The 25,598-nt window shown below is 73.5% G+C and carries 25 protein-coding genes; 13 read left to right on the top strand and 12 right to left on the bottom strand.

The features are described 5' to 3' along the window. Window positions 1-18: 18 nt before the first annotated feature. The 3 genes from FBY22_RS23855 to FBY22_RS23845 form a co-directional block, all read right to left on the bottom strand. On the bottom strand, window positions 19-276 hold the full coding sequence (locus FBY22_RS23855) for a DUF1876 domain-containing protein (protein WP_174267250.1): 258 nt from the start codon (window positions 274-276) through the stop codon (window positions 19-21). Between the two features lie 125 nt (window positions 277-401). Continuing rightward, complete coding sequence (locus tag FBY22_RS23850) at window positions 402-1,592, bottom strand: ABC transporter ATP-binding protein (RefSeq protein WP_142149155.1); 1,191 nt, start codon at window positions 1,590-1,592, stop codon at window positions 402-404. Between the two features lie 173 nt (window positions 1,593-1,765). Then, window positions 1,766-2,308 (bottom strand): universal stress protein, encoded by a 543-nt coding sequence (locus FBY22_RS23845; protein WP_142149153.1) that lies wholly within the window; start codon window positions 2,306-2,308, stop codon window positions 1,766-1,768. 236 nt (window positions 2,309-2,544) lie between these two features. On the opposite strand from FBY22_RS23845, the gene FBY22_RS23840 reads away from it, so the two are divergent. Then, window positions 2,545-3,357, top strand: a complete 813-nt coding sequence (locus FBY22_RS23840) for a universal stress protein (RefSeq protein WP_142149151.1) — start codon at window positions 2,545-2,547, stop codon at window positions 3,355-3,357. A 3-nt stretch (window positions 3,358-3,360) separates the two neighbouring features. Here the strand turns inward: FBY22_RS23840 and FBY22_RS23835 are convergent, their stop codons facing one another. After that, window positions 3,361-4,050, bottom strand: a complete 690-nt coding sequence (locus FBY22_RS23835) for a TetR/AcrR family transcriptional regulator (RefSeq protein WP_142149149.1) — start codon at window positions 4,048-4,050, stop codon at window positions 3,361-3,363. Between the two features lie 143 nt (window positions 4,051-4,193). Between FBY22_RS23835 and FBY22_RS23830 the strand changes: the two genes are divergently transcribed. Further along, the gene (locus tag FBY22_RS23830) at window positions 4,194-5,315 is read left to right on the top strand and encodes an NAD(P)/FAD-dependent oxidoreductase (RefSeq protein WP_142149147.1); all 1,122 of its coding nucleotides are present in this window, start codon (window positions 4,194-4,196) and stop codon (window positions 5,313-5,315) included. A 143-nt stretch (window positions 5,316-5,458) separates the two neighbouring features. Here the strand turns inward: FBY22_RS23830 and FBY22_RS23825 are convergent, their stop codons facing one another. The 3 genes from FBY22_RS23825 to FBY22_RS23815 all read right to left on the bottom strand — a co-directional run bounded on the left by FBY22_RS23825 (window position 5,459) and on the right by FBY22_RS23815 (window position 8,058). Beyond that, complete coding sequence (locus tag FBY22_RS23825; protein ID WP_142152478.1) at window positions 5,459-6,121, bottom strand: GAF and ANTAR domain-containing protein; 663 nt, start codon at window positions 6,119-6,121, stop codon at window positions 5,459-5,461. A gap of 88 nt (window positions 6,122-6,209) precedes the next feature. Beyond that, window positions 6,210-7,226, bottom strand: a complete 1,017-nt coding sequence (locus FBY22_RS23820) for an Acg family FMN-binding oxidoreductase (protein ID WP_142149145.1) — start codon at window positions 7,224-7,226, stop codon at window positions 6,210-6,212. 130 nt (window positions 7,227-7,356) lie between these two features. Continuing rightward, window positions 7,357-8,058: a response regulator transcription factor gene (locus FBY22_RS23815; protein WP_142149143.1), complete on the bottom strand. Its 702-nt coding sequence runs from the start codon at window positions 8,056-8,058 to the stop codon at window positions 7,357-7,359. A 222-nt stretch (window positions 8,059-8,280) separates the two neighbouring features. Between FBY22_RS23815 and FBY22_RS23810 the strand changes: the two genes are divergently transcribed. After that, window positions 8,281-8,868 carry a hypothetical protein gene (locus FBY22_RS23810; protein WP_142149141.1) on the top strand — a complete coding sequence of 196 codons (588 nt, stop codon included), beginning with the start codon at window positions 8,281-8,283 and terminating at the stop codon, window positions 8,866-8,868. Here the strand turns inward: FBY22_RS23810 and FBY22_RS23805 are convergent, their stop codons facing one another. The 3 genes from FBY22_RS23805 to FBY22_RS23795 all read right to left on the bottom strand — a co-directional run bounded on the left by FBY22_RS23805 (window position 8,869) and on the right by FBY22_RS23795 (window position 11,851). Beyond that, window positions 8,869-9,573, bottom strand: a complete 705-nt coding sequence (locus tag FBY22_RS23805) for a CBS domain-containing protein (RefSeq protein WP_142149139.1) — start codon at window positions 9,571-9,573, stop codon at window positions 8,869-8,871. Next, window positions 9,570-10,034 (bottom strand): Crp/Fnr family transcriptional regulator, encoded by a 465-nt coding sequence (locus FBY22_RS23800; protein ID WP_142149137.1) that lies wholly within the window; start codon window positions 10,032-10,034, stop codon window positions 9,570-9,572. Before FBY22_RS23800 ends, FBY22_RS23805 begins: the two co-directional genes overlap by 4 nt. Before the next feature lie 104 nt (window positions 10,035-10,138). After that, window positions 10,139-11,851, bottom strand: a complete 1,713-nt coding sequence (locus FBY22_RS23795) for a SulP family inorganic anion transporter (protein ID WP_142149135.1) — start codon at window positions 11,849-11,851, stop codon at window positions 10,139-10,141. A gap of 541 nt (window positions 11,852-12,392) precedes the next feature. Here FBY22_RS23795 and FBY22_RS23790 point away from each other — a divergent pair. From FBY22_RS23790 to FBY22_RS23780, 3 genes are read left to right on the top strand one after another with little or no spacing between them, the layout of a single operon-like run. Beyond that, a complete protein-coding gene (locus FBY22_RS23790) occupies window positions 12,393-13,298 on the top strand; it encodes a universal stress protein (RefSeq protein WP_142149133.1) in 906 nt (301 codons plus the stop codon). A gap of 32 nt (window positions 13,299-13,330) precedes the next feature. Beyond that, window positions 13,331-14,353, top strand: coding sequence for an alcohol dehydrogenase AdhP (adhP, locus tag FBY22_RS23785; RefSeq protein ID WP_142149131.1), 1,023 nt, complete (start codon window positions 13,331-13,333; stop codon window positions 14,351-14,353). 5 nt (window positions 14,354-14,358) lie between these two features. After that, entirely contained in the window at window positions 14,359-15,231 is an 873-nt protein-coding gene (locus tag FBY22_RS23780; protein ID WP_142149129.1) for a universal stress protein, read from the top strand. 5 nt (window positions 15,232-15,236) lie between these two features. Here the strand turns inward: FBY22_RS23780 and ppk2 are convergent, their stop codons facing one another. Next, window positions 15,237-16,040 (bottom strand): polyphosphate kinase 2, encoded by an 804-nt coding sequence (gene ppk2 / locus FBY22_RS23775; RefSeq protein ID WP_142149127.1) that lies wholly within the window; start codon window positions 16,038-16,040, stop codon window positions 15,237-15,239. A gap of 36 nt (window positions 16,041-16,076) precedes the next feature. Here ppk2 and FBY22_RS23770 point away from each other — a divergent pair, with 36 nt between their 5' ends. The 5 genes from FBY22_RS23770 to FBY22_RS23750 all read left to right on the top strand — a co-directional run bounded on the left by FBY22_RS23770 (window position 16,077) and on the right by FBY22_RS23750 (window position 22,768). Continuing rightward, on the top strand, window positions 16,077-18,458 hold the full coding sequence (locus tag FBY22_RS23770; RefSeq protein ID WP_142149125.1) for a phosphoketolase: 2,382 nt from the start codon (window positions 16,077-16,079) through the stop codon (window positions 18,456-18,458). Between the two features lie 113 nt (window positions 18,459-18,571). Then, window positions 18,572-21,265 (top strand): bifunctional GNAT family N-acetyltransferase/acetate--CoA ligase family protein, encoded by a 2,694-nt coding sequence (locus tag FBY22_RS23765; RefSeq protein WP_142149123.1) that lies wholly within the window; start codon window positions 18,572-18,574, stop codon window positions 21,263-21,265. A gap of 12 nt (window positions 21,266-21,277) precedes the next feature. Further along, window positions 21,278-22,012, top strand: a complete 735-nt coding sequence (locus FBY22_RS23760) for a CBS domain-containing protein (RefSeq protein WP_142149121.1) — start codon at window positions 21,278-21,280, stop codon at window positions 22,010-22,012. Between the two features lie 20 nt (window positions 22,013-22,032). After that, complete coding sequence (locus FBY22_RS23755; protein WP_142149119.1) at window positions 22,033-22,542, top strand: flavodoxin domain-containing protein; 510 nt, start codon at window positions 22,033-22,035, stop codon at window positions 22,540-22,542. A 28-nt stretch (window positions 22,543-22,570) separates the two neighbouring features. Then, the gene (locus FBY22_RS23750) at window positions 22,571-22,768 is read left to right on the top strand and encodes a hypothetical protein (protein WP_142149117.1); all 198 of its coding nucleotides are present in this window, start codon (window positions 22,571-22,573) and stop codon (window positions 22,766-22,768) included. Window positions 22,769-22,833: 65 nt separating this feature from the next. Here the strand turns inward: FBY22_RS23750 and FBY22_RS23745 are convergent, their stop codons facing one another. After that, on the bottom strand, window positions 22,834-23,634 hold the full coding sequence (locus FBY22_RS23745; RefSeq protein ID WP_142149115.1) for a GerMN domain-containing protein: 801 nt from the start codon (window positions 23,632-23,634) through the stop codon (window positions 22,834-22,836). Window positions 23,635-23,877: 243 nt separating this feature from the next. Here FBY22_RS23745 and FBY22_RS23740 point away from each other — a divergent pair, with 243 nt between their 5' ends. Together FBY22_RS23740 and FBY22_RS23735 are read left to right on the top strand one after the other, a co-directional pair. Continuing rightward, window positions 23,878-24,867: an Acg family FMN-binding oxidoreductase gene (locus FBY22_RS23740; RefSeq protein ID WP_142149113.1), complete on the top strand. Its 990-nt coding sequence runs from the start codon at window positions 23,878-23,880 to the stop codon at window positions 24,865-24,867. Between the two features lie 2 nt (window positions 24,868-24,869). Further along, window positions 24,870-25,463, top strand: coding sequence for a hypothetical protein (locus FBY22_RS23735; RefSeq protein WP_142149111.1), 594 nt, complete (start codon window positions 24,870-24,872; stop codon window positions 25,461-25,463). Window positions 25,464-25,598 lie beyond the last annotated feature (135 nt).

Below are 25,598 nucleotides of genomic sequence, written 5' to 3'. Positions count from 1 at the left end.
GCCGATCGTGCGCGACCGTCACCGCAGCACGGGCCCCGCCAGCTGGAGGATGTCGTCGGAGGCGACGTCGTGCAGCCGGATGGCGAGGTCCTCCAGCGCACGGCTGGCGGCCAGTTCGTCGCCGACCTCGGGGATCGGGCGGTCGACCGGGTTCTTGCGGGCCACGCCCCGGCCGGTGACCGTCGCGGTGTCCCGGGTGGTGAGCACGGCCCGCGCGTGGGTCTCGTCGCCGTCCTCACTGATGAAGATCTGTACCGTCCACTGCTTGGCTTGCATCGTGATCACTCCCGGGCGGAGGGGTGAGGAGCAGGCACCCGGACGTACGGGTTCCTCCGCTCACCTCCCAGCCTGCGCCCCTGACGGGGGCCAGGACAGGGCCGAACGGCCCGCCGGCCGGGACGTCATGCCGAGGCCGCCGTGGCCCCCCGCGCGTCCTGTGCCACGGCGTCCTGCGGACCGGTGACCGGCTCGGTCCGGGCCGTCCCCGCGCCCTCGTCGAGCCGCAGTCCCGTGGCGGCCGAGAAGCAGTGCGCGGCGTCCGCCCGCACCACGACCCGGACCCGGGCCCCCTTGCCCTGCGTGGCGCGCCCGGGCAGCCGGACGACGACCGGCGCGCTGTCCCCGCCCACGCGTGCGGTGGCGTGCAGGTAGGCGACGGAGCCGGTGTCCTCGACCGCGTCGACGACGAGGTCCAGCGCGGGGGTCTTGTCGTCCTCCGGCGAGAGGATCCGGAACCGCTCGGGCCGGACGCCGAGCGTGATCTCGGTGGCCTCCTCCGCGGACGCGGACCGCAGGACGTCACGGGACAGCGGCACGGTCAGCCCGTCCAGCCGTACACCGTCCGACGTCAGCGGCAGCCGGAACAGGTTCATCGCGGGCGAGCCGATGAAGCCGCCGACGAACGTGTTGGCAGGCCGCTCGAAGACCTCCTTGGGCGTGCCCACCTGTTGCAGCACCCCGTCCTTGAGGACGGCCAGCCGGTCGCCCATGGTCATGGCCTCGACCTGGTCGTGGGTGACGTACACCGTTGTGGTGCCCAGACGGCGCTGCAGCACGGCGATCTGGGTGCGGGTCTGCACCCGCAGCTTGGCGTCCAGGTTGGACAGCGGCTCGTCCATCAGGAACACCCGCGGCTCGCGCACGATGGCCCGCCCCATGGCGACGCGCTGCCGCTGGCCGCCGGAGAGCGACTTCGGCTTGCGGTCGAGGTACTCCTGCAGGTCGAGGATGGCGGCGGCCTCCCGCACCCGTTCCCGTACCCGGGGCTTGGGCATGCGTGCGATCTTCAGGGCGAAGCCCATGTTGTCGGCCGTCGTCATGTGCGGGTACAGGGCGTAGTTCTGGAACACCATCGCGATGTCGCGGTCCTTGGGCGGCAGATGGGTCACATCCCGCTCGCCGATGCGGATCGTTCCGGAGTCGACGTCCTCGAGCCCGGCGAGCATGCGCAGGCTGGTCGACTTGCCGCAGCCGGACGGCCCGACCAGGACCATGAACTCCCCGTCGGCGATGTCCAGATCGAGGTCGCTGACCGCCGGGCGCTCCATGCCCGCGAAGCGGCGGGTGGCCTTCTCGAAGGTGACCGATGCCATGACCAACCCCTCCCGTGAATCTCCTACTGCGAGTCTGGAACGGTCGTCGGCGCCCGCACATGATCCGACCGTCCCCCTCCCCGGCCGATGGACCTCTTCATGTCGAAGAACTTCCGCCCGGCGGGAGGCCACTTGGCGGCCGAGAGCCTGAGGGGGGCGTCACGGTGGCACGCTCAGCCGGCGACGGTGCACGTCCAACGGGCGCCGTGGCGCGGGGCCGGGGCGACGGTGTGGCCGGTCGTCCCGGCAGCGGCGGGCGCGGGGACGGACCGCCGGTTGCCCGGCACCGTGACGACGGGGACCGTGGCCTGCTCCAGGCAGGCGCGCACGACCGCTCCCGCCGTGTGCTCGTCGTGCCCCCTGTGCGGGGTGCGCCCGAGCGCCAGCAGTACGGCGTCCTGCGCCTGCTGGACCAGGACGCGGGCCGGTGCCCCCTCGGCCACGACGGCTCGTACGGCGTCGTCGTCCTGCGGTCCGAAGACCTCGCGGAGCGTCGCGGTGAGCAATCGTGCCGCCCCGTCGCGCTGTTCGGCGGCCGTCGGCCGTGCCGTGGCCGGAGCGTAGGGGGCGAATCCGGGCCGTTGCCAGGCGTGCACGGCGACGACGGTGGCGTGCAGGGCCCGCGCCTGCCGGGCCGCCCAGCGCAGTGCCGCCACCGACGCCTCCGACCCGTCGACCCCGACCACGACACTGTTGCCGACCGCGCGTTCCGCCATGACAGCCCTCCTCGCCGGATGTTCCCCGGTGTCCCAGTCTCCCGGGGCGGCCCGTACGGGACTTGGGCCGAGTGGCTCCGTCACGGGCGCCGAACGGGTCGGTCGGTGCTGCGTCGGGAGCCGTACGGCCCAGTGCCGGGAGCGGGCCACGAGCGGACGCTGGATGCGGCACGAAGGGACGTGGCCGCGGGGCCGGGACGACCGGTCGAGGTCGGCCGGAGAGGAGACGAGGCGTCATGAACGGACCGGTTGTGGTGGGGGTGGGCGCGTCGCCGTCGAGCCTGGCCGCGGTGGAGACCGCCGCCTGGGAGGCCGAACGGCGGGGTGTGGGCCTGCGGTTGGCGCACGCCGTCGCGTGGCCCTCCGATCCCGTGGCGCCCGGTGTGCCGCCCTGGGACCCGGACGGCGCCGGCCTGCGCGCGTCGGCCGGGGGAGCGCTCGCCGAGGCCGAACGGCACGCGCGGCGGGTCTCACCCCGGCTGCCGATCACCAGTGAGGTGGCCGTCGGCGAGCCCGGGACGGTGCTGGAGTCCCAGTCGCGGGCCGCCTCGCTGGCGGTGGTCGGCGGCCGCCGCCAAGGCCGCTTCGGCGGGCTGCCGTTCGGCTCGGTCGCCGGCCGGCTCACCGCGCAGGGACGCTGCCCGGTGCTGGTCGTGCGCGGCAGGACGGGCCGCAGCGGCCCCGTCGTCCTGGCGTCCGACGACGCCTCGCCCGCGGCCCGCGCCGCGGCCGAGTTCGCCTTCGCCGAGGCCGCCCAGCGGGCCGCGGAACTGGTCGTCCTGCACACGCGCGGACACGGCCGTGACGGTTCCGCGGTGGTGGCCGAGCTGCGGCGCACCTACCCCGACGTCGTCGTGCGCCACCGGCGGATCCGGGGCCGCAACCGCCCGGTCGTCGTCGGAGCCAGCGCGGGCGCGCAGCTCGCCGTCGTGGGCGTTCCCACCCACACCGGCCTCACGGACACCCTGACCGGCTCACTGGGCCGAGCCCTCCTGCACCACGCCCCGTGCACCGTCGCGGTGGTCCCACCGGGAGCCCCGAAGAGGTGAACCTCAGTCCGTGCTCGGCGGCAGGTTCGTCGTGATTCCCGTGAGGATCAGGTCGATGCCGGCCGAGAACTCCTCGCGGTCGTCGTGCTCGCGGAGCCGGTCGGAGATGCTGCGGGTGAAGGCGTAGCGCTCGGGGTCCAGTTCCGACCATGCCCTCGCGACCGTATCCAGGAAGTCGGCGCGGTCCGTGCCGGGCCGTTGGGAGCGGGCGTTGGCGGCGTTCTGGCCGGCGACGCCGAGGATGTAGTTGAGCAGCGCCGACACCGCGGTGAACCGGGCCGCCTCGGGCACTTGGAGCGCCTCGACCTGCCGTCCGAGGCGTTCGAAGACCGACACCATCGGCGGCTGCCCGGGCGCGCGGGTCAACTGCGTGCCGACCCACGGATGGGCGTCGATCGCGTCGAACAGTCCGAGTGCGAGGGCCCGGATCACTTCCTGCGGCGAGGCGTCGGGGGTGCCGTCGTCGGCGAGGGCGTCGGCGACCACGGCATCGGTGGCGGCGGCCAGGAGTTCCGCCTTGCCCGTGACGTGCCAGTAGATCGCCCCGGGGCCGGTGGCCAGGCGTTCGGCCAGCGCGCGGAAGGTCAGGCCGCTCTCGCCCACCGCGTCGAGCAGTTCCACGGCGGCGCCGACGATGCGCTCCCGGGAGAGCGGTTCCTGCCGTCGGTCCGCACGGCGCGTCCTGGTTGCCATGGCGGCAGTCTAGCCGCATGGAACGCTGTTCCACCTTGACAATGACTGGAACGGCGTTCCAATCTGGGGTGACTGGAACGTCGTTCCAGTGTGCGAGCCGGGTGTCCGCCCGGCGTGACGCGCGGCCTCCCGGAAGGAACCCCATGACCACTCCCGTCACGATCATCGGCGCCGGGCTCGGCGGCCTCGTCCTGGCCCGCGTCCTGCACGTCCACGGCATCCCGGCCACGGTCCACGAGGCGGAGCGCTCACCGACGACACGCTCCCAGGGCGGCATGCTCGACATCCACGACCACAACGGGCAGCCGGCGCTGGGCGCGGCGGGCCTGTTCGAGGAGTTCCGCGGCCTGGTCCTGGAAGGCCGCCAGGCTCTGCGGGTCCTCGAACAGGACGGCACCGTCCTGTTCGAGCAGCCCGACGACGGCACGGGCGGCCGCCCCGAGGTGCAGCGCGGCGAACTGCGGCGGATGCTGCTCGACTCGCTCCCGGCCGGCACCGTCCGCTGGGGCCACAAGGCCGTCGGCGTCCGCGCCCTCGGCGGGGGACAGCACGAGGTGGCCTTCGCCGACGGCACCAGCGTCGCCACGAGCCTGCTGGTCGGCGCGGACGGCGCGTGGTCACGCGTCCGGCCCCTGCTCTCCACCGCCACGCCCCGGTACACCGGCATGTCGTTCGTCGAGACCTACCTCCTCGACGCCGACACCCGGCACCCCGCCGCCGCGAAGGCCGTCGGCGGCGGATCGCTCTTCGCGCTCGCCCCCGGGAAGGGCATCCAGGCCCACCGCGAGAGCGGCGGAACCCTCCACGCCTATGTGGCGCTCGCCCGGCCGCAGGAGTGGTTCGCCGCCGTCGACCTCACCGACCGCGCGGCGGCCACCGCCCGCGTCGCGGCGGAGTTCGAGGGCTGGGCACCGGAGCTCACCGCGCTGATCACCGACACCGACACCGCGCCGGTCCTGCGCCCCCTGCACGCGCTGCCGGCCGGGCACAGGTGGGACCGGGTACCGGGCGTGACCCTGCTCGGCGACGCCGCCCACCTCTCGCCCCCGAACGGTGAGGGAGCCAACCTGGCCATGTACGACGGCGCCGAACTCGGCCAGGCGCTCGCCGCCCGCCCCGACGACGTCGAGGCCGCCCTCACCGCGTACGAGCAGGCACTCTTCCCGCGCAGTGCCGAAGCCGCGACCGATGGCGCCCACCTGCACGGACTCCTCTTCGGGGACGACACCCCGCGGGGCCTGGTCGACATGTTCGCGGCCGCCTGATCGGCGATCCGCACGTGAGGTGTGTGGAGGCGGCGACACAGGGGACTTGGTGGTCACGTCGGGTGCGGCGCGCTCCCCCGGGGGGCCGGCCCGGCCAGGCTTCTCTGGTTCTGACACCGAGCCAGGGAAGCCGCCGCCGGGATTCAGGCGATGCCGCCCTGTTCGCAGATCATCCGGGCGACCTCCCGCAGCTTGACGTTGCGCTCCTGCGAGTAGCGGCGCAGCACGTCGAAGGCCTCGTCCTCGCCGAGGTGGTGGCTGCCCATGAGGATGCCCATGGCCTCGCCGATCACATGGCGGGTGGCCATGGCCTGCTCCAGCTGGGCATGTGTGCGGGCGCTGGAGAACGCGACCGCCGCGTGCGAGGCCAGCAGCCATCCCGCCAGCTCACTGGCCCCGGTGAACATGCCGGGCTTGCGGGAGTACAGGTTCAGCGCGCCGAAGTCCTCGTCCTCGGTGAACAGCAGGAAACCCATCATGCTGCCCACGCCGAGCCGGGAGGCCTGCGGGGCGAAGGCGGGCCAGCGCGGGTGCTGCCCGGTGAGATCGGCGATGCGCAGGACCCGCTCGCGCACCGTGCTGCGGGCGGTGTCGAAGCACGGCCCCTCGCCCAGCCGCTCCTGCAGCCGGTCGCTCTCGACCACGAGATCATCGGTGGGGGCCAACGTCTGCACTTTCCTGCCCTGCAGGACGAGGATGCCGGCGGCGTCACACCCTTGCACCAGCTCGACGGCGGAGGCCGTGATCCGCTCCAGCGTGGCACCGACGGAGTCCTGGGCCAGCAGATCCCGCGCCATGGCGGCCATCTGCTGCGCAAAGTGCGCCCACTCCACGCCGTCCGGCGCCTCCCGCGTCACCCGGACCCACTTCCCGACCCGATGCGCGCGGGCCCGCTCACCCGGATACGCCGGCCGCCGGGCCGGGCGTCGCGAACGTGTCCTGGTCCAGCGTCTGCGTCACGGTCCGCCGGGGCGAGGCGGGCCCCTGTGGGCCGTAGCCGAGGCGGAGCACCATCTGGGCGTGGACGCGCCCGTCCTCCGGGTCCCGGATCAGCTGGTCGCGCAGGTCGGGCCACTCCAGGGCCTGGTGGAGCAGCGAGGCGCGCACACCGTGCCGGGTGGCCACCAGCAGTACGTGCTGCAGGGCCTGGCCGGCCCGCAGCCAGTCAGCCCGCCGGTCGTGCGGGGTCGACAGCACGGCGAGCGTCGGCCGCTTCTCGAAGGCACGGGCGGCCAGTGTCGACGGGTGGAGATGGGCCCCGAAGTCCCGCATCGGGACATGGTCGCGGTAGTCCTGCGGGCCGACGGCGGCCGGCGGAATGCCGAGCGCCGACTCGTCCGGCTCACGGATCCACCGGCGGCTCTCCGCGGCCCGGTCGGCGTCGGCCCTGTTGCGGCGCTCCGCCTCCAGCGTCACCCGCAGCAGCCGCTCGGTCTCGGCGGTCTCCGGGCTGCTGAGCAGGGCGCCCTCCGCGTGCGCGGCCTCCGCCAGCTCGTGGTGCAGGGCGGTGGGCAGCGGCCGGTCGGAGAACGGGAAGCGGCTGCTGCGCCGGTGCCAGAGCGCTTCGTAGAGCTCGGTCGGCGGCGTGAAGCGGGCCGGGCCGCCCAGCCGGACGGAGGCGAGGAGTTCGGGTTCGCCGGGCCGGGGCAGCAGCCGGGTCACCGGGGCCCAGCCGAAGTGCGCCACCGCCAGCCGCAGGTTGAACAGCGCGCAGCCGACCGACACGTGCAGGGCCCGCCCGGAGGGGTCGAGGTGGCGCAGTCCGCGGTCCTGCGCGGCGCGGATCTCCAGGGTGAGCGTGTCCGGGTCGAGCCGGAACCGCCAGGGCTGGGTGTTGTGGATGGAGGGGGCGGCCACGGCAGCCGAGATCAGCTTCTCCAGGGTCGCCACGTCGAGCAGCGCGGTGGACATGGGGGCCTCCTCCCCGCCCGATGACCGAGGGCGGTGGAACGGGTCGTTGACCCTGTCCAGGGTGGTCCCGACGGGGACCTCGGGGCAGGGGCCGTAAGGCCTCGAATCCCGCCGTACGGCCCCGCCCGGTTCAGCGGGTGTGCGACGCGCCCTGCTCGGGCTGCTCCAGATGCGAGGCGAGCACCGCCGCCTGCACCCGGCGCTGCACGCCCAGCTTGGCCAGCAGCCGCGAGATGTGGTTCTTGACGGTCTTCTCCGACAGGTACAGCTGCTTGCCGATCTCCCGGTTGGTCAGGCCGTCCCCGATGAGAGTGAGGATCTCCCGCTCGCGCGGGGACAGGCTCGCCAGCTCGGGGGAGACCTCGGGGGCCTCGGCCGGCTCGGTGCGCAGTGACCGCATCAGCCGGGCCGTGGTCGCCGGGTCGAGCATCGACTGGCCCGAGGCGACCGTGCGGACCGCCGAGACCAGGTCGGAGCCCTTGATCTGCTTGAGCACGTACCCCGACGCCCCTGCCATGATCGCGTCCAGCAGGGCGTCCTCGTCGTCAAACGAGGTCAGCATCAGCACCGCCAACTCCGGCATACGGCTGCGCAGCTCACGGCAGACGGAGATGCCGTCGCCGTCGGGGAGCCGCACGTCCAGGACGGCCACGTTCGGCCGGACCGCGGGCGCGCGCACCAGGGCGTGCTCGACGTTCTCGGCGTCACCGACCACGCTGATGTCCGGCTCGGCGTCCAGCAGGTCCGCGAGGCCGCGGCGGACGACCTCGTGGTCGTCGAGCAGGAAGACGCGGATGGGATCCTGCGCCGTGAAGGTGCGTGCCTCGGTCATGTCGACCTCTCGTTCCCCTGATGTGAGACGGACTGCGGGCCGTCTGTGCTGAAGATCATGACTCGCCGGGGCCGGAGGCACTAGGGCCGACCGGCCCCACCGAACCATGACTCCCCATCAAAGCTCCCCCGAGGGCGCAGCCGCAATCCTCTCCCGTCCGAGATCGATAGGTGAGACCTTTTAGGTGTGTCCGTCCCATTGCGCCCTGAGGGGGTGTGACCGATGCGGAACGTGAGAGCCGGCAAGGTCCTGGGGTGGCGCTGGCGTGACAATCCGCTGCGGCGGCGCAGTGACGTGCTGGAGGCCTGGATCGTCCTGGCCGCCTGGACGCTCGCCGCGGTCCTGGCGGCGCTCGCCGGGATCCTCGGCGCGCAGCTGTCGGAGCGCGCGGCCGAGCGGGACCGGGCGGGCCGTGAGCCCGTCTCCGCGGTGCTGGTCCGCATCCTGCCGGGCGGCGCCCCCGACGCGGTCACCGGCGTGCGCTATGACCGGGCCCTGGCGACCGTACGCTGGCGGGACGGGGCCGGGACCGAGCGGACCGGCACGATGGAGGTCGCCCCCACGATCAGGGCCGGCAGCAGGGTGCGGGCCTGGACGGACGGCCACGGCCATCTGCTGTCCAAGCCCGTGGGACCCGCGGAGGCGACGACCCGCGCGGTACTGGCGGGCACCGGGGCCGCAATGACCGCGGGCCTGCTGGCCCTCGTCGGCGGGCGGCTGGTGCGGCTGCGCGTGCAGCGGCGCGCCACGGAGGCGTGGGGCACCGAATGGGAGCGGATCGACGGCCGCTGGGGGCACACCACCGGCTGATCAGCCGGCGGGGTCCGGCCCGTCGAGGGCGAACCGCACGTCCACGACCCCCTCGACCGACCGCACCATGCGTGCGGCCACCGGCACCAGCGAGGTGTCGGCGACGTGGCCGCCGAGCGTCACCACACCGTCGCGGACCTCCACGCGCACGGTCGAGGCGGAGGCGGGGAAGAGGTAAGTCACCACGTCCCGGCGCACCTCCTCGGCGATCTCCTCGTCGTCGCGCAGGAAGACCTTCAGCAGATCGGCCCGGCTGACGATGCCGACCAGCCGCCCGGACGCGTCGACGACGGGCAGCCGCTTGACCCGGGCCCGCGCCATCTCCCGCGCGGCCTGCGCGAGTGTCGCGTCCGGGGCCACGGTGAGGGCGGGGGAGGTCATCAGTTCGCCGGCCGTGACCGAACCGGCCTTGAGGAGGTCGGACAGCCGCCGCAACTGGGTGTAGCGGTCGGGGTCGCTGTCGCGGAACTCCTCCTTGGGCAGCATGTCGGCCTCGGAGACGATCCCGACGACCGCTCCCGTGCCGTCCACGACCGGAAGAGCGCTCACCCGGCGCTCCTGCATGGTGCGCACGATGTCCTTGAACGCCGCTCCGACGTCCACCACCGCGACGGCACTGGTCATCACGTCCCCGACGAGGCGCGGCGAGCCGTGCCCGTCGGTTCCGCGGCCGGTACGGTCCTCATGGTCCTGGCGCGTGGTCATCGCATGCCTCCGCTGCCGTACGGGCCGTACAGGTCCAGCAGCCGGGTGCGGGCCGCCTGCAGCCGGTGCGCCACGATTTGGCCCACCCACTCGGCGACGGTCCGGCCGAACTCCGCGTCCCGCTTGCACTCGGCCCGCACGTCCGCGGCGTCGAACTCGTAGGCGCGCAGCGGGGTGACCGCCTCGGCGCCCAGATGCCAGGTGTGCGGCGGGTAGAGCCAGGACCAGCCGAGCAGTTCGTTGTGGCCGAGGGAGTCGATCACGGCCGCCTGACGGCCCGGCACGCGCAGATCGAGATCGACGGTGCCGGTACGGATGATCCAGAACCGGTCGGCGTGGCCACCCTCCTCGAAGAGCCTGGCGCCCTCGGCAAACGACACCTCGCGAGCCATCCGCATCAGCCGCTCCCGGTACTCGGGAGACAGGGCCCGCGGCATGCTCGACGTTGCGGGAGCGTTCATGGCGTGCCTCCACTCAGGCGTACGGAACTGCCACCTCCAGGGTCTCGGCGGCCCCCTGCCGCGGCCATGGGCCACCCGGCCCCAGCTGCGGGCCACCCGGCCGATCAGTGCTCGCGGCTCCACTCGCGGTAAGCGGTCACGGCGGTCGGCAGGGTGGGGAAGATCAGGTCCCGGCCCACCGTCTCCGCCAGCCCGTACGCCTCCAGGTCGTCCAGGAGGTCCTGCTTGACCCGGGCCAGCGCGAAGACGACGCCGCGGCGCGTCAGCTCGCGCCGCAGCGCGTCGACGGCGTCCAGCGCGGTGATGTCCACCTCCACGTTCGCCTCGGTGTTGAGCACGAACCAGCGCACCGGCCGGATCTGTTCGTCCACGGCGGCCAGGGCGCGGCGGTGGAAGTCCTGCGCGTTCGCGAAGAACAGCGGGGAGTCGTAGCGGTAGACGAGCAGGCCCGGGATCGTGCGGGCCTGCGGGTAGTCGTCCACGTCGTGCATGCCGGCCACCCCGGGCACCAGCCCCTCGACGGCGTCGTGCGGGCGCGCGACCCGGCTGAGCAGCTCGGCCACGGACAGGCCGACGGCGACCAGTACGCCGTAGAGGATGTCCAGGGTCAGCACGCCGGCCAGGCAGCCGAGCGCCAGGAGCAGTTCGCGGCGGCGGAAGGAGGCGAGTCTGGTGAAGCCCGCCAGATCGATCATGCGGACGGCCGCGTAGACGACGAGGGCGCCCAGCACCGCCGCGGGGGTACGGCTCAGCAGGGGGCTCAGGAACATCAGCACGCACAGCACCAGCGCGCCCGCCACCAGCGAGTACGCCTGGCTGCGGGCGCCCGCCGAGGCGGCGAGCGCGGTCCGGCTGGCGCTGCTGCTGACCGGGAAGCCGTGCAGCAGGCTCGCGCCGATGTTGGTCGAGCCGAGCGCCAGGAACTCCTGGTCGGCGTCGAGCGGGGGCGCGTCGTCGTCGGGCCCGGGGAAGGCGCGGGCGGTGAGCACGAAGTCCGTGTAGGCGACGATCAGCACGCCCAGCGCCGGCAGCACCAGAGACGGCAGCTCGGCCGGATCGGGCAGCGCGAACGAGGGCAGTCCCGACGGCACCGCGCCGATGACCTTGATGCCGAACCGGTCGTCGAGGTCGAACACGGCCACCGCCGAGGTGCCCAGCGCGACGGCCAGCAGCGGCCCGGGCACCGCGCGGGACAGCCGGGGCACCGTGAACAGGAACGCGATCGTCAGCGCCGAGAACAGCACGGTGGCCGTGTGCGCCTGCCCCAGGTGCCGTACGAACGACCACAGTTGGGCGAAGAACACCGAACCGGTCGTGGGCACGCCGGTCAGCCGGGGCAGCTGGTCCATGATCATGATCAGGGCCACGCCCGCGAGGTAGCCGATCAGCACCGGGCGGGAGAGCAGATCGGCGACGAAACCCAGACGCAGGACGCGGGCCGCCACGCACAGCAGGCCCACGGTGAGGGCGAGACAGGCCGCCAGCTCGGCGTAGCGGCCCGGGGCGCCGCCCGCGAGCGGACCCACCACGGTGGCCGTCATCAGCGCCGTCGTCGACTCCGGGCCCACCGACAGCAGCCTCGAGGAGCCCAGCAGCGCGTACAGGGCGAGCGCGGGCAGGATGGCCCACAGCCCGGCGACCGGCGGCAGACCGGCCACGCCCGCGTAGGCCATCACCTGCGGCACGAGATACGCGGCCACCGTCAGGCCCGCCAGCAGGTCGCCGCGCAGCCAGGAACGGCGGTACCGGGACAGCGCCACGAGTCCGGGCGTCAGGCGGCGCCACGCGCGTACGTGCCCGCTCCAGCCCCGCGACATGGGCGTTGTGTCGTCACACTCCCTCAGCATCCACCGAGAATCGGCCATTCGCCCCGCCGCGGGGAAGGGCCCCGGCCCCGCGAGGCCCGACAGGACCTGCGCGAAAAGCCGTTCGGCCCCGCGCGCCCCGACCATCGGCACCGTGCGCTGCGGACCGGCCCGGAGCAGCGTCGGGAACGTGGACGCCCTCGGGCACCGGGCCGTGGCGACACGGCGCGGGCGTCCGGCACCGCCGATCGGCTCGATCCGGGCCCCGGTTCGGTCGGCCGGCGCACGGCAGCCGCCGTGCCCGGCCGTACGGGAGCGCCGGCCGGTGCGCCCCGGCGGAGCGGTCGTCCACCGGCGGGCTGCCGGCGCGTGGTCGTCCCCCGTACAGCCGGCCCGCCGAGCGCGGGAGGGGCGGCGGATCCCGGACTCACGGGACCCGCCGTTCCGCATGGCCGTTGGGCCGGTCGGTCCCGGTTGAGGAAAAGCGGCCCCTGCAGCCGGGCCGCCTCCCGGCCCGACGCTGGACACAGATACCCGATCAGGAGGCAGCATCATGGTCCGCACCGTTGTCGCAGGTCTCGACGGCTCACCCGAAAGCCGCGCCGCGGCCGAGTGGGCGGCGCGCGAGGCGAAGCTGCGTGGTCTTCCCCTGAAGATCGCGCACATCTGGGAGCCCGTGCCCGCTCCGATGGCCCAGGCCCCCCTGCTCGGTGCCGAGACCCAGCAGCACTGGACCGAGCGCATCCCGCGGGAGGCCGCCGAAGGCCTCCGGCTGCGCCACCCCGGCCTCGAGGTCACCATCGAGCACTCCACCGGCCAGCCCGCCGAGATCCTGGCGAAGGCCGCCGAGGAGGCCGAACTGCTCGTGCTCGGCTCCCGCGGACTGAGCGGCATCGGCGGCTTCCTGGTCGGCTCCGTCGGCCTCGCCGTCGTCGCGCACGCCGCCCGGCCGGTCGTGCTGGTCCGTGCCGGGGAGCAGGCCGCCGACGAGCACCGGGCGGACCCGGTGGGCATTCCGTCCGCCGCGACCCCCTACCTGCCCGTCCTGCTCGGCCTCGACCCCGCCCACGCCGACGACTCCGTCATCGAGTTCGCCTTCGACGCTGCCGCCCGCCGCTCCACCGGCCTGCGGGTCGTGGCGGGCTGGAACCTGCCGCCCTACTACACCTACGGCCTGTCCGTGGACCCGGACTTCGACCGGGAGGTCGGCCGCCAGCAGGCCACCGCCCTGGCCGCGGCCCTGCGCCCGTGGCGGCTGAAGTACCCGGACGTCGAGGTCGTCGAGGAGTCCCGGGCGGGCAGCGCCGCCACCTTCCTGATCGACGGCTCCGCCGACGCCTCCCTGGTCGTCGTCGGCCGACGCACCCGCCGCAGCCCGCTGGGCCCGCACATCGGCCCCGTCGCCCACGCCGTCCTGCACCACGCCAAGGCCCCCGTCGCCGTCGTCGCCCACGACTGACGTCCCCCCCGACACCCCGAGGAGCAACAACCATGAAGGCAGCGGTCGTCCGAGCGTTCGGTGAACCCCTGGTCATCGAGGAACGCCCCGACCCCGAGCCCGGCCCCGGCCAGGTCCGCATCCGGCTGGAGGCCTCCGGCCTGTGCCACACCGACATCCACGCCGCCCACGGCGACTGGCCGGTCAAGCCGAACCCGCCGTTCGTGCCCGGCCACGAGGGCGTCGGCCTCGTCGAGGAAATCGGCGACGGCGTCACCCACCTGAGCGTCGGCCAGCGGGTCGCCGTGCCGTGGCTCGGGCGGGCGTGCGGGCGGTGCGAGCACTGCCTGTCCGGCTGGGAGACGCTGTGCGAGCAGCAGATCAACACCGGCTATGGCTGCGACGGCGGGTACGCCGAGAAGATGCTGGCCTGGGCCGACTACGCGCAGCCCGTGCCCGAGGGGGTCAGCGCCCTGGAGGCCGCCCCGCTGACCTGCGCCGGCGTCACCACCTACAAGGCGCTCAAGGTCGCCGACGTGCGGCCCGCCCAGCTCGTCGCCGTCTCCGGCGTCGGCGGGCTCGGCCATCTGGCCGTGCAGTACGCGAAGATCGCCGGCGCCACCGTCGCCGCGATCGACGTCACCGACGACAAGCTCGAACTGGCCGCCGAACTCGGCGCGGACATCGTCATCGACGCCCGCAAGGAGGACGTCGGCGCGGTCCTCAAGCGGCACGGCGGCGCCCATGCCGCGATCGCACTCGCGGTGAACCCGGCCGCCTTCGAGGCCGTCAACGCGGGGTTGCGGCGCGGCGGAAAGCTCGTCATGGTGGCCTTGCCGGCCCACGGCACCATCCAGGTGCCGATCTTCGACACCGTCCTCAACGGCACCTCGGTGATCGGCTCCATCGTCGGCACCCGGCAGGACCTCGCCGAGGTCTTCCGGCTGCACGCGGACGGCCGCACCAAGGTCATCTACGAGACCCGGCCCCTGCAGAGCGTGAACGAATCGATCGACGAGGTCCTGCGCGGCCAGGTCAAGGCGCGCATCGTGTTCGATCTCGGCACGGGAAGGTGAGCACCATGGAACTGCCCCTGGTCGTGGGGGCCGACGGCTCCGAACCCAGTCTGCGCGCCGTGGACTGGGCGGCCGACGAGGCAGCGCTGCGCGGAGTGCCGCTCCGGGTGGTGTACGCCTCGCTGTGGGAACGCTACGAGGGCCACGCGCTCGCCGAGGACCTCGGCAAGCCGTCCGACGAGGTCATGGCCGAGGACGTCGTCGGCAACGCCGTCGAACGCGCGCTGCGCCGGCACCCCGGGCTCCCGGTCACCGGCGAGGTGCTGCCCGAGGAGCCGGAGTACGCCCTGGTCCGCGAGGGGCGCAACGCCACCGCGCTGGTGGTCGGCACCCGCGGCCGCAGCGGCATCGCCGAGATGCTCCTCGGCTCCGTCAGCCTCGCCGTCGCAGCCCACGCCGACTGCCCGGTGATCGTGCTGCGCGGCAGCCACGACAACCGCGCCCAGCCCGCGACCCACGGGCGCGTCCTGGTGGGCGTCGGTGAGGACGGCAAGGACTCGGCCGCCGTGCGCTTCGCCTACGACGAGGCCCGGCGCCGCGGGGTGCCCGTGGAGGCCGTACGGGCCTGGCGGTGCCCGGCGCACGAGACCACCGACCACCCGTTGATGGCCGGCGAACCCGCCCGGCTGCACGAGGAGCGGGCCGTCGAGGCCCTGGAGGAGGCACTGCGGGACGCCCCGGAGGACGTCGACGTGCGCCGCCGCACCGTCGAGGGCAACGCCCGCCGGGTGCTGGTGGACCTCTCCCACCACGCCGACCTGCTCGTCGTCGGCGCCCGGCGCCGGGAAGGACACCTCGGGCTCCAGCTCGGCCGCGTCGCGCACGCGGCACTGCACCACTCCGCCTGCCCGGTCGCCGTCGTACCACAGCCGGCGTGAGTGCCTTACAGGCCCGCCGCGTGATCCGGGACGTAGTTCTGCAGGTCGCGCGGCGGGCGCACATATCCGGTCGACGCCGGGCGGGCGGGCAGCTTCAGCACCGCCGGCGGCACCTCGTGGTACGGCAGCGAGCCCAGCAGATGGGCGATCATGTTCAGCCGGGCGCGCCGCTTGTCGTCGCTCTCGACCACGTACCACGGCGCCTCGGTGATGTCGGTGTGCACCAGCATCTCGTCCTTGGCCCGGGAGTAGGCCTCCCAACGGGTGATCGATTCCAGGTCCATGGGCGACAGCTTCCAGCGCCGCAGCGGGTCCTCCAGCCGGCGCCGGAAGCGTTCCTGCTGCTCCCGGTCGCTGACCGAGAACCAGTACTTGCGCAGCAGGATCCCGTCCTCGACCAGCATCCGCTCGAAGATGGGGCATTGGCGCAGGAAGAGCTGGTACTCCTCCTTGGTGCAGAAACTCATCACGTGCTCGACGCCGGCCCGGTTGTACCAGGACCGGTCGAACAGCACGATCTCCCCGGCGGCCGGCAGATGCTCGACGTACCGCTGGAAGTACCACTGGGTGCGCTCGCGCTCCGTCGGCTTGGGCAGTGCCGCGATCCGCGCCACACGGGGATTGAGGTGCTCGGCCACGCGCTTGATCGTCCCGCCCTTGCCCGCCGCGTCCCGGCCCTCGAAGACGACGACCAGACGCGCGCCCTGCGCCCGGACCCACTCCTGCAGCTTCACCAATTCCGTCTGCTGGCGCAGCAGTTCCTTCTCGTACGCCTTGCGCGGCAGCTTTTCCGCCTTCTTGCCGGCCATGCCGCCTCTTCCCCTCGATGACTTGTGGAGTCACTCATGCCCAAGGTCGAACACCAGGACGCCACCGTACTGACCGACGACGAGGTGCGCACCCTGGACGCCCACTGGCGGGCCGCCAACTACCTGGCCGCCGGACAGATCTACCTGATGGCCAACCCCCTGCTGCGCGAGCCCCTGCGGCCCGAGCACATCAAGCCGCGGCTGCTCGGCCACTGGGGCACCTCGCCCGGCCTGAACCTCGTCTACACCCACCTCAACCGCGTCATCAGGGCCCGCGATCTGGACGCCCTGTGCATCTGGGGCCCCGGCCACGGCGGCCCCTCCGTCCTGGCCAACTCCTGGCTGGAGGGCACCTACAGCGAGACGTACCCGGACGTCACCCGCGACGGGGACGGCATGGAGCGGCTGTTCCGGCAGTTCTCCTTCCCCGGCGGGGTGCCCAGCCATGTCGCGCCGGAGACGCCGGGCTCCATCCACGAGGGCGGTGAGCTCGGGTACTCCCTCTCGCACGCCTACGGCGCAGCCTTCGACAACCCGGACCTGGTGGTCACCTGCGTGATCGGCGACGGCGAGGCGGAGACCGGCCCGCTGGCAGCCTCCTGGCACTCCAACAAGTTCCTCGACCCGGTGCGCGACGGCGCCGTCCTGCCGATCCTGCACCTCAACGGCTACAAGATCGCCAATCCGACCGTGCTGGCGCGCCTGCCGGAGCACGAACTGGACGAACTGCTGCGCGGCTACGGCCACGCTCCCCTCCACGTCACCGGCGACGACCCCATCACCGTCCACCGCGCCATGGCGAAGGCCCTCGACGAGGCACTGGACCGCATCGCCCTGCTGCAGAACTCGGCCCGCGAGGGCGGGGTCACCGAACGCCCGCGCTGGCCCGTCATCGTGCTGCGCACCCCCAAGGGCTGGACCGGCCCCGCCGAGGTCGACGGCCTGCCGGTGGAGGGCACCTGGCGCGCCCACCAGGTCCCGCTGGCCGGCGTCCGGGAAAACCCCGATCACCTGCGGCAGTTGGAGACCTGGCTGCGCTCCTACCACCCCGAGAGCCTCTTCGACGCCGACGGCCGGCCCGTCGCCGACGTCCTCGCCTGCGTCCCCGACGGCGACCGCCGGCTGGGCGCCACCCCGCACGCCAACGGCGGCGTCCTCCTGCGCGAGCTGCCCGTCCCCTCCCTGGACCGCTTCGCCGTACCGGTCGACAAGCCCGGCACCACCCTGCACGAGCCGACCCGGATCCTCGGCGACCTCCTGCAGGAGATCATGAAGGACACCTCGCACCGCCGCGACTTCCGTCTCGTCGGCCCCGACGAGACGGCCTCCAACCGGCTGCAGGCCGTCTTCGACGCCAGCGGCAAGGCCTGGCAGGCGATCGTGCTCCCGGTCGACGAACACCTCGACCGGCACGGCCGGGTGCTGGAGATCCTCTCCGAACACACCTGCCAGGGCTGGCTGGAGGGCTATCTGCTGACCGGCCGGCACGGACTGTTCTCCTCCTACGAGGCGTTCGTGCACATCGTCGACTCCATGGTCAACCAGCACATCAAGTGGCTGAAGACATCCAGGGAGCTGCCCTGGCGGGCACCCATCGCCTCCCTCAACTACCTGCTCACCTCGCACGTGTGGCGCCAGGACCACAACGGCTTCTCCCACCAGGACCCCGGCTTCGTCGACCACGTCCTGAACAAGAGCCCCGAGGTCGTCCGCGTCTATCTGCCGCCGGACGCCAACACCCTGCTCTCGGTGGCCGACCACGCGCTGCGCAGCAAGGACTACGTCAACGTGATCGTGGCCGGCAAGCAGCCCTGCTTCGACTGGCTCTCCATGGACGCCGCCCGCGCCCACTGCGCCCGCGGCGCCGGCATCTGGGACTGGGCCGGCACCGAGAACGGCGGCGAGCCGGACGTCGTCCTGGCCTGCGCCGGCGACGTGCCCACTCAGGAGGTCCTGGCGGCCGCCCAGCTGCTGCGCCGCAACCTGCCCGACCTCGCCGTCCGCGTGGTCAACGTCGTCGACATGGCCCGCCTGATGCCCCGCGAGGAGCATCCGCACGGCATGAGCGACTTCGAGTACGACGGCCTGTTCACCAAGGACAAGCCGGTGATCTTCGCCTACCACGGCTACCCGTGGCTGATCCACCGGCTCGCCTACCGCCGCACCGGGCACAAGAACCTGCACGTGCGCGGCTACAAGGAGTCCGGCACCACGACCACGCCGTTCGACATGGTCGTCCGCAACGACCTCGACCGCTACCGGCTGGTCATGGACGTCATCGACCGCGTCCCCGGACTCGCCGTGCGCGCCGCCGCCGTACGCCAGCAGATGGCAGACGCCCGCACTCGCCACCAGGCGTGGATCCGTGAGCACGGCACCGATCTGCCCGAGGTCGCCGACTGGGGCTGGAACGCCTGACAGGGCCCGGATCGGGGGCCGACCGGCCCTCGATCCGCCCCCGGACAGCCCATGGGAGCGCGGCCCGTTCCGCTGGACCCTCGAAGTGTCAACAGACGTGGAAGGGATCCGCGATGTCGCACGACGCTCTCAGCAGGCCCCAGGTCCACGCCCTGCTCGCGGACGGCACCACCGTGTGCATCCGCGAGGTACGGCCCGGCGACCACGAGCAGCTGCGGGGTTTCTACGAGGAGATGTCCCCGGAGAACCTCAGGCTGCGGTTCTTCGCCATCAGCCGGCGCTCCGGCGAGATGGCCGCCGACCGGGCCTGCGCCACGTCCCACCCCGGATACCGGGCCCTGGTGGCCGAGACCCAGGGCCGCGTCATCGGCCTCGCCGAGTACGACACCTCCGGCGCCGGCCAGGAGGCGGAGATCTCCATCGCGGTCGCCGACACCCTGCACCACCGGGGCGTCGGTACCCTGCTGACCGAGCACCTGGTCTCGGCCGCCCGCGCCGAGGGCATCACGGCCTTCAAGGCCGACGCCCTGTGCGAGAACCACGAGATCCTGCGGCTCTTCGCCGACCTCGGTCTGCACACCGCCCGCCACTTCGACGGCCCCGAGGTGCGCTGCACCATCGAGCTCGACGAGAGCGAGAGCTACCTCACGGCCGTGGAGGAGCGGGGCAGGGCCGCCGACGTCGCCAGCCTCCAGCCCCTGCTGCGCCCGGACGCGGTGGCCGTCGTCGGCGCCGGCCGCAAACCGGGCTCCGTGGGCCGCGCCATCCTGCACCACCTGCACTCCGGCGGCTTCACCCGGCGCCTGTTCGCCGTCAACCCCGCCGCCACCTCCATCCTCGGCGTCCCCTCCTACCCCTCCGTCGCCGCCCTGCCCAGGACACCCGACCTCGCGGTCCTCGCCGTACCGGCGACCGCGGTGGCCGAGACCGCCGAGGAGTGCGGCAAGGCGGGCGTACGCACCCTCCTCGTCGTCACCGCGGGCCTCGACGCCGACCAGGCGGCCGCGCTGCTGACCGCCTGCCGCACCTACGGCATGCGCCTCGTCGGCCCCAACTGCCTCGGCGTGACCAACACCGACCCGGAACTGCGCCTGGACGCCACCTTCGCCGCCGGCCACCCGCGCCCCGGCACCGCGGGCGTCGCCGTGCAGGCCGGGGGAGTGGGCATCGCCCTCCTCGACGGCATGTCCCGGCTCGGCATCGGTGTCTCCTCCTTCGTCTCGCTCGGCGACAAGTTCGACGTCAGCGGCAACGACCTGCTCCAGTGGTGGGAGAGCGACGGCCGCACCGACCTCGCCCTGCTCCACCTGGAGTCCTTCGGCAACCCCCGCGCCTTCTCCCGCACCGCCCGGCGGGTGACCCGCCGGATGCCGGTGCTGACCGTCGACGCCGGACGCACCGACGCGGGCCGCCGCGCGGCCGCCTCGCACACCGCGGCCGCCGCCACCCGCACCATGACCCGAGGCGCGCTGTTCACCCAGGCCGGCATCACCGCCACCCGCTCGGTCGGCGAACTCCTGGAGGCCGCCGCCCTCATGCACGCCCAGCCGCTGCCCGCCGGACCCCGCGTCGCCATCGTCACCAACGCGGGCGGCGCCGGTGTGCTCGCCGCCGACGCCTGCGCGGAGGCCGGGCTGATCCTGCCCGCGCCGACCCCGCAGCTCGTCGACGACCTGCTCGCCGTCCTGCCCGAGGGCGCGGCCGTGGGCAACCCCGTCGACGCCACCGCCGCCGTCGGCGAGGAACAGCTCATGGAGTGCGTGGAGCGGATCATGCGCAACGGCGGAGTCGACGCCGTCCTCGTCGCCCTCGTCCCCACGGCGGTCGCCGCGGCGACCGGCGACGACCTCGTCCGGGCCCTCACCCGAGCCCCCGGCCGACGGGCCAAGCCGATCGCCGCGGTACGGCTCGAACAGGCGCTGCCCGTCGAGCTGCTGGCCACCGCGGACGGCGGTGCCGTCCCCGCCTACGCCGAACCCCAGGCCGCCGCGCGGGCGCTGGCCCACGCGGCACGCCGCGCGGCCTGGCTGGCCCGCCCCGCAGGCACCGTCCCCGCCCCGGCGGACGTCGACACCGCCCGCGCCCACGCGGTCGTCGAGGCCTACCTCGACGCCCACCCCGACGGCGGCTGGCTCGATCCCCGCGTCTGCGCCGAACTCCTCGGCTGCTACGGCATCCCGCTGTCGCCCTGGGCCTGGGCGGAGACCGAGGACGACGCCGTCCTCGCCGCCGACCGGCTGCGCGGCGCCGACGGCCGGGTGGTCATGAAGGGACACTGGCCGGGGCTGCTGCACAAGAGCGTCGAACACGCCGTCCACCTCGACCTGCGCGGCGACTCGCAGGTACGGGCCGCGTTCCGCGACCTGGAGACCCGGTTCGCCGGCCGGCTGACGGGCGTGGTCGTACAGCCCCTGGCCGCGCGCGGCACCGAACTGTTCGCCGGCGTCGTCCAGGACCAGGTCTTCGGACCGCTCGTCCTGTTCGGACTCGGCGGCACCGCCACCGAGATCCTCGCCGACCACGCGGCACGTCTGGCCCCGCTCACCGACCACGACGTGCACGACCTGATCACCGCCCCCCGCTGCGCCCCGCTGCTGTTCGGGGCGAGCGGCGAGCGGCCCGCCGACCTCGAAGCCCTCGAACAGCTGCTGCTGCGGCTGTCCCGGATGGCGAGCGACCTGCCGCAGCTGGCCGAGGCCGACTTCAACCCCGTACTCGCGTCACCGGGCGGCGTCAGCGTGCTCGATGCGCGGGTGCGCCTGCTGCCCAGCAGGCAGCAGGACCCCTATCTGCGCCGGCTGCGCTGAGGAGGAGAAGCCATGAAGCACAACAAGGTCGGCTCCGTCATGACCACGGACGTCGTCCGCGCCGAGTACGGAACCCCCTTCAAGGAAGTGGTCCGGCTGCTCGGTGAGAACCGCATCAGCGGACTGCCGGTGGTGGACGAGGACGAGAAGGTCATCGGCGTCATCTCCGAGACCGACCTCATGATCCGGCAGGCCGACACGCCGGACCCCTACGAGCAGCCCCGGCACCACCCGCTCGCCGCCCTGACCCGGGAGAGCCGCACCCGCAAGGCCAAGGCCCGCGCCCGCACCGCCGGCCAGCTGATGACCGAACCGGCCGTCACCGTGCACGCGGACGACACCATCGTCGAGGCCGCCCGCACCATGGCCCTGCACCATGTGGAACGGCTGCCCGTCCTGGACGAGGAGCAGCGGCTCGTCGGCATCGTCACCCGCCGCGACCTGCTCCAGGTCTTCCTGCGGCCCGACTCCGAGATCCGCAACGAGGTCGTCGGCGAGGTCATCGTCCGCGCCCTGTGGCTCCCCGAGCGCAGCATCGACGTCTCCGTGGTCGAGGGCGTGGTCACGCTCGCCGGACACATGGAACGCAAGAGCGAGACGGAGATAGCCGTCTCCATGACCCGTCAGATCGACGGAGTGGTCGCCGTCGTCGACAAGCTCACCTTCCGTCTGGACGACTCGCACGTCCGGCCGGCCGAGGAGTCCGCCATGCACGGCGTCGCCGACGACTGGATGCGCAAGCTGTGACGTGAGAGGAGGCGGACCCCATGCCCGAGAACGTGCTGGTCGCCTATGGAACGACGAACGGATCGACCGCGGGGATCGCCGAGGCGGTGGCCGACGTCCTGCGCAGGGAGGGCCTCGTCGTGGACACGGCGTCCGCGGCCACGGTCACCGACGTGACGTCGTACGACGCCTTCGTGGTCGGCGGCGCCCTGTACGCCGGGCGCTGGCACCGCGACGCCCGCCGCTTCGTGCGCCGGCACCGGCGGGTCCTGGCCGAGCGGCCGGTGTGGCTGTTCAGCAGCGGCCCGCTCGACGCCTCGGCCTCCGAGAAGGACATCCCGCCCGTGCCCTGGGTGCGGCGCGCCGTGGACAAGCTCGACGCCCGCGGCCACGTCACCTTCGGCGGCTGCCTGCAGGAGGGCGCCAAGGGGCGCATCGCCCGGATGATCATCCGCAACGGGAAGGGCGGTGACTTCCGCGACTTCCCCGAGATCGAGGCGTGGGCGGCCGGGGTCGCCGACGAACTGGTCAAGAAGGAGCAGACGACCTGAGAGAAGACCCTCCCCAAGGAGGCGCATCATGAACATCCGTCAGATCCCCGTCGTCACCACCGAGGCGGTGCTCTATCTACTCGCCGCGATCCTGGCGTTCCTGTGCCTCGGACTGGCCGCCTCGGTCGCCGGCCTGCCCCTGGTGCCGCTGGTGATACCGGCCATCGTCGGACTGGTCCTGCTGGCCCGGCACCTGGCTCACCACCACCCCCTGACAAAGGTCTGAGGGGCAACGCACTGGACGACCCCGGCGCGGTCCTCGCGCCGGGGTCCTCGTGCCGCGGGCCGGAGTCAGCGGTTCACGGCCAGCGGCACGGTGTCCACGGTCACCGGGCGTCCGTCCTCGGGCGAGACGAAGTACGCCGTCAGCAGACCCGGCCCGGTGCGCACCGCCCGGTAGGGGAAGGTGACGTCGAAGGTGCCGCGAGTGCTCGTGCCGGACGTGGCCCGGACCGGCACGTCGGCCGCCCGGTGCCCGGAGACGTCGGTCACCATCAGCCGGAACTCCGCCTCGAAGGTGTCCGCGCTGCCCCACACCCGCAGCGGGGTGCGTACCGCGTCACCGATCAGGGGCGACTCGACCAGCACGGCGGGCGACAGGTCCTCGAAGTCGGCACGGCCGACCGGACCGTCGAGGACGATGCCCTCGGGGCCGGAGTACCGCACCGGCTTGCCCTCGATCTCGAAGGCCACCTTGCGCACTGTCGGGAACCTGGTCAGCGTGAACACGACCTGGGCCAGCCGGGCCCGCATCGACGGGCCGCCGGAGTCGTCGAGGAAGCGGTCGGACAGGTCGACCGTCGCGAGACGGCCCTGGACGTCGACCGAGCGCAGCTCGGTACCGGCCGGGACGGCGGTGGTACGGCCCCGGTGGCCCTCGAAGCGGCTGGGGCCGGACAGCAGGGCGCGCAGGGCCGCGGTGGCGGTCGCCGGGGCCGTCACGGTGCGGGGGACGGCCGAGACCTTCCCGTCGTGCAGGAAGTACACCGCCGTACGCACCCTCTTCGCCGATGATGTGCCCGTGCCGTCGGCCGACGGCTTCGGGACCGTCGCCGTGCGGGCCGCCGACGCGGACCGCGTTCCACTGGACATGGCATCCTCCTCCCACACTTCCAGCGAACCGCTCCCCGCCCAGGGCTCCCAGGGCCGTCCGGCTCCCCTCGAGGGCCGAACGGCGGCCCGCGTTGTCGGCCGGCCGGGGACCGGAGAGCCGGAAGAGGGCCGCACAGGCCGCGCACCGGGACCCTCGGCCCCTGCCTCCGCCGGCCGCACCCGGGGACCCTGGGGAGGGATGGTTCACGAAAGGTGGACGGTTCGCGAAAGGCGGGATCCACCATGACCGTGTCGTACGAGAAGTCCGGCCACGCGGCGGTTCACCTGGCCCGTGCCGCCTCCCTCGCGCCCTCCCCACACAACAGCCAGCCCTGGTTCTTCGTCGAGGAGGGCCACGACCACGGCTTCGAGGTGCACGCGGACGGCGGACGGCGCATGATCCTCACCGACCCCGGCGGCCGGGAGATGGTCATCGCCTGCGGAGCGGCCCTGTTCAACACGCGGATGGCCGTGCGCCACCTCGGCTTCCAGCCGTCCGTGGATCTGCTGCCGCGGCCCGGCGACTCCACCTTCCTGGCCCGCGTGGGCTTCGCCGTGCACGCCCCGGCCACCGCCGACGAGGCGCAGCTGATCGACGCCATGCCCCACCGCCACACCCACCGCGGACCCTTCGCCTCCCTGGCGCTGCCCAGCGGGCTCCTCGACGACCTGCGCGAACAAGCCCGGATGGAGGGCGCCGTCCTCCACGTCCTGGAGGAACCCGAGGAACTGGACCTGATCGCGCGCCTGGTGCGCACCGCCGAGGACGCGCACCGGGCGGACGCCGGCCACAGCTGGGAGGTCACGCGCAGCGTCGGTCCCGACAAGGTGCCCGCCGACGCGGCCCGCTTCCACCCGGACGCCACGCTCCTCGCAGGCCGGGACTACCTCGACCTGGCACGGCGGTTCATCGTCCCCGCCCGCCGGCGCGGACTCGGCACCGGCACCGTCGCCGTGCTGTCCACGCCGCGCGACGGCCGGATGGACTGGCTGCGGGCCGGACAGGCGCTGCAGCGTGTGCTGCTGTCCGCCGCCGCTCGCCACGTCATGGCCGCCTTCCACACCCAGCCGCTCGAACTCCCCGAGATCCGCGCCGAGTTGCGTCGGCGCCTGGCCGCCGGGAACTTCCCGCAGATGGTGCTGCGGCTGGGTGTCCCGGCGCAAGTGTGGACCACTGCCCGCCGTCCGGCCTCCGAAGTCCTCGTCCGGGACGACGCGTTGGTCCGGTGGTGACGATGGCCGCGGTACGGCACGTACGACCGGCCAGGAAGCGCTGGTGGCGGCTGCGGCGCAACCCGCTCAGGCGCCCCAGCTACCTGGTGGAGGCCTGGCTGCTGCTGGCCGTGTGGACGCTGGCTCTGCTGGCGGCCGTCGCCGCGGGCCTGGGCGCGGCTGGCGCCATCGAGCGCGACAGCGCCGGACTGCGGGCCGAACGGCACTCCGTACGGGCCGTGTTGACCAAGGACGCGGAGAGCGGCACCTCCTCCGTCGACGGCGTCGGCGACGCCCGCGCCTGGGCCACCGTGCGCTGGACCGCGGCAGACGGGACGCCGCGCACGGGCGTCACCCGGGTCGCGGCCGCGAGCAGGGCCGGCAGCACCACCCGGATCTGGCTGGACGCCCAGGACCGGCTCGTGCCCGAGCCCGCGGGCGTCGGCCAGGCGCGGTTCCAGGCCGTGGTGCTGGGCACACTGGCCGGCGTGACCGTCGCCGGAGTGGTGCTCCTCACCGGCTCGGGGATGTGCACCCTGCTCGACCGACGCCGCCTGGTGCAGTGGGACACCGAGTGGGCCCGCGTGGACCGGCAGTGGGGCGGAAAGACACGCTGACGCCTTTCCGGCCGGCGGTCCGACGCGGGCCGGGCAGAGCCGCGCTCCTGACCTCGTCGACGACGGGCGTCGACGTCCGAGCGGAGGCCGGATCGCCGCATCTTCGTCTTCACGGCGGCGCTTTCGGGTGCCGCG

The sequence above is a fragment of the Streptomyces sp. SLBN-31 genome, assembly GCF_006715395.1.
In the GTDB taxonomy this organism is placed as follows: Bacteria; Actinomycetota; Actinomycetes; order Streptomycetales; family Streptomycetaceae; genus Streptomyces.
Note: the sequence above shows the minus strand (reverse complement) of the source record. Positions and strands in the feature narration are given on the sequence as shown.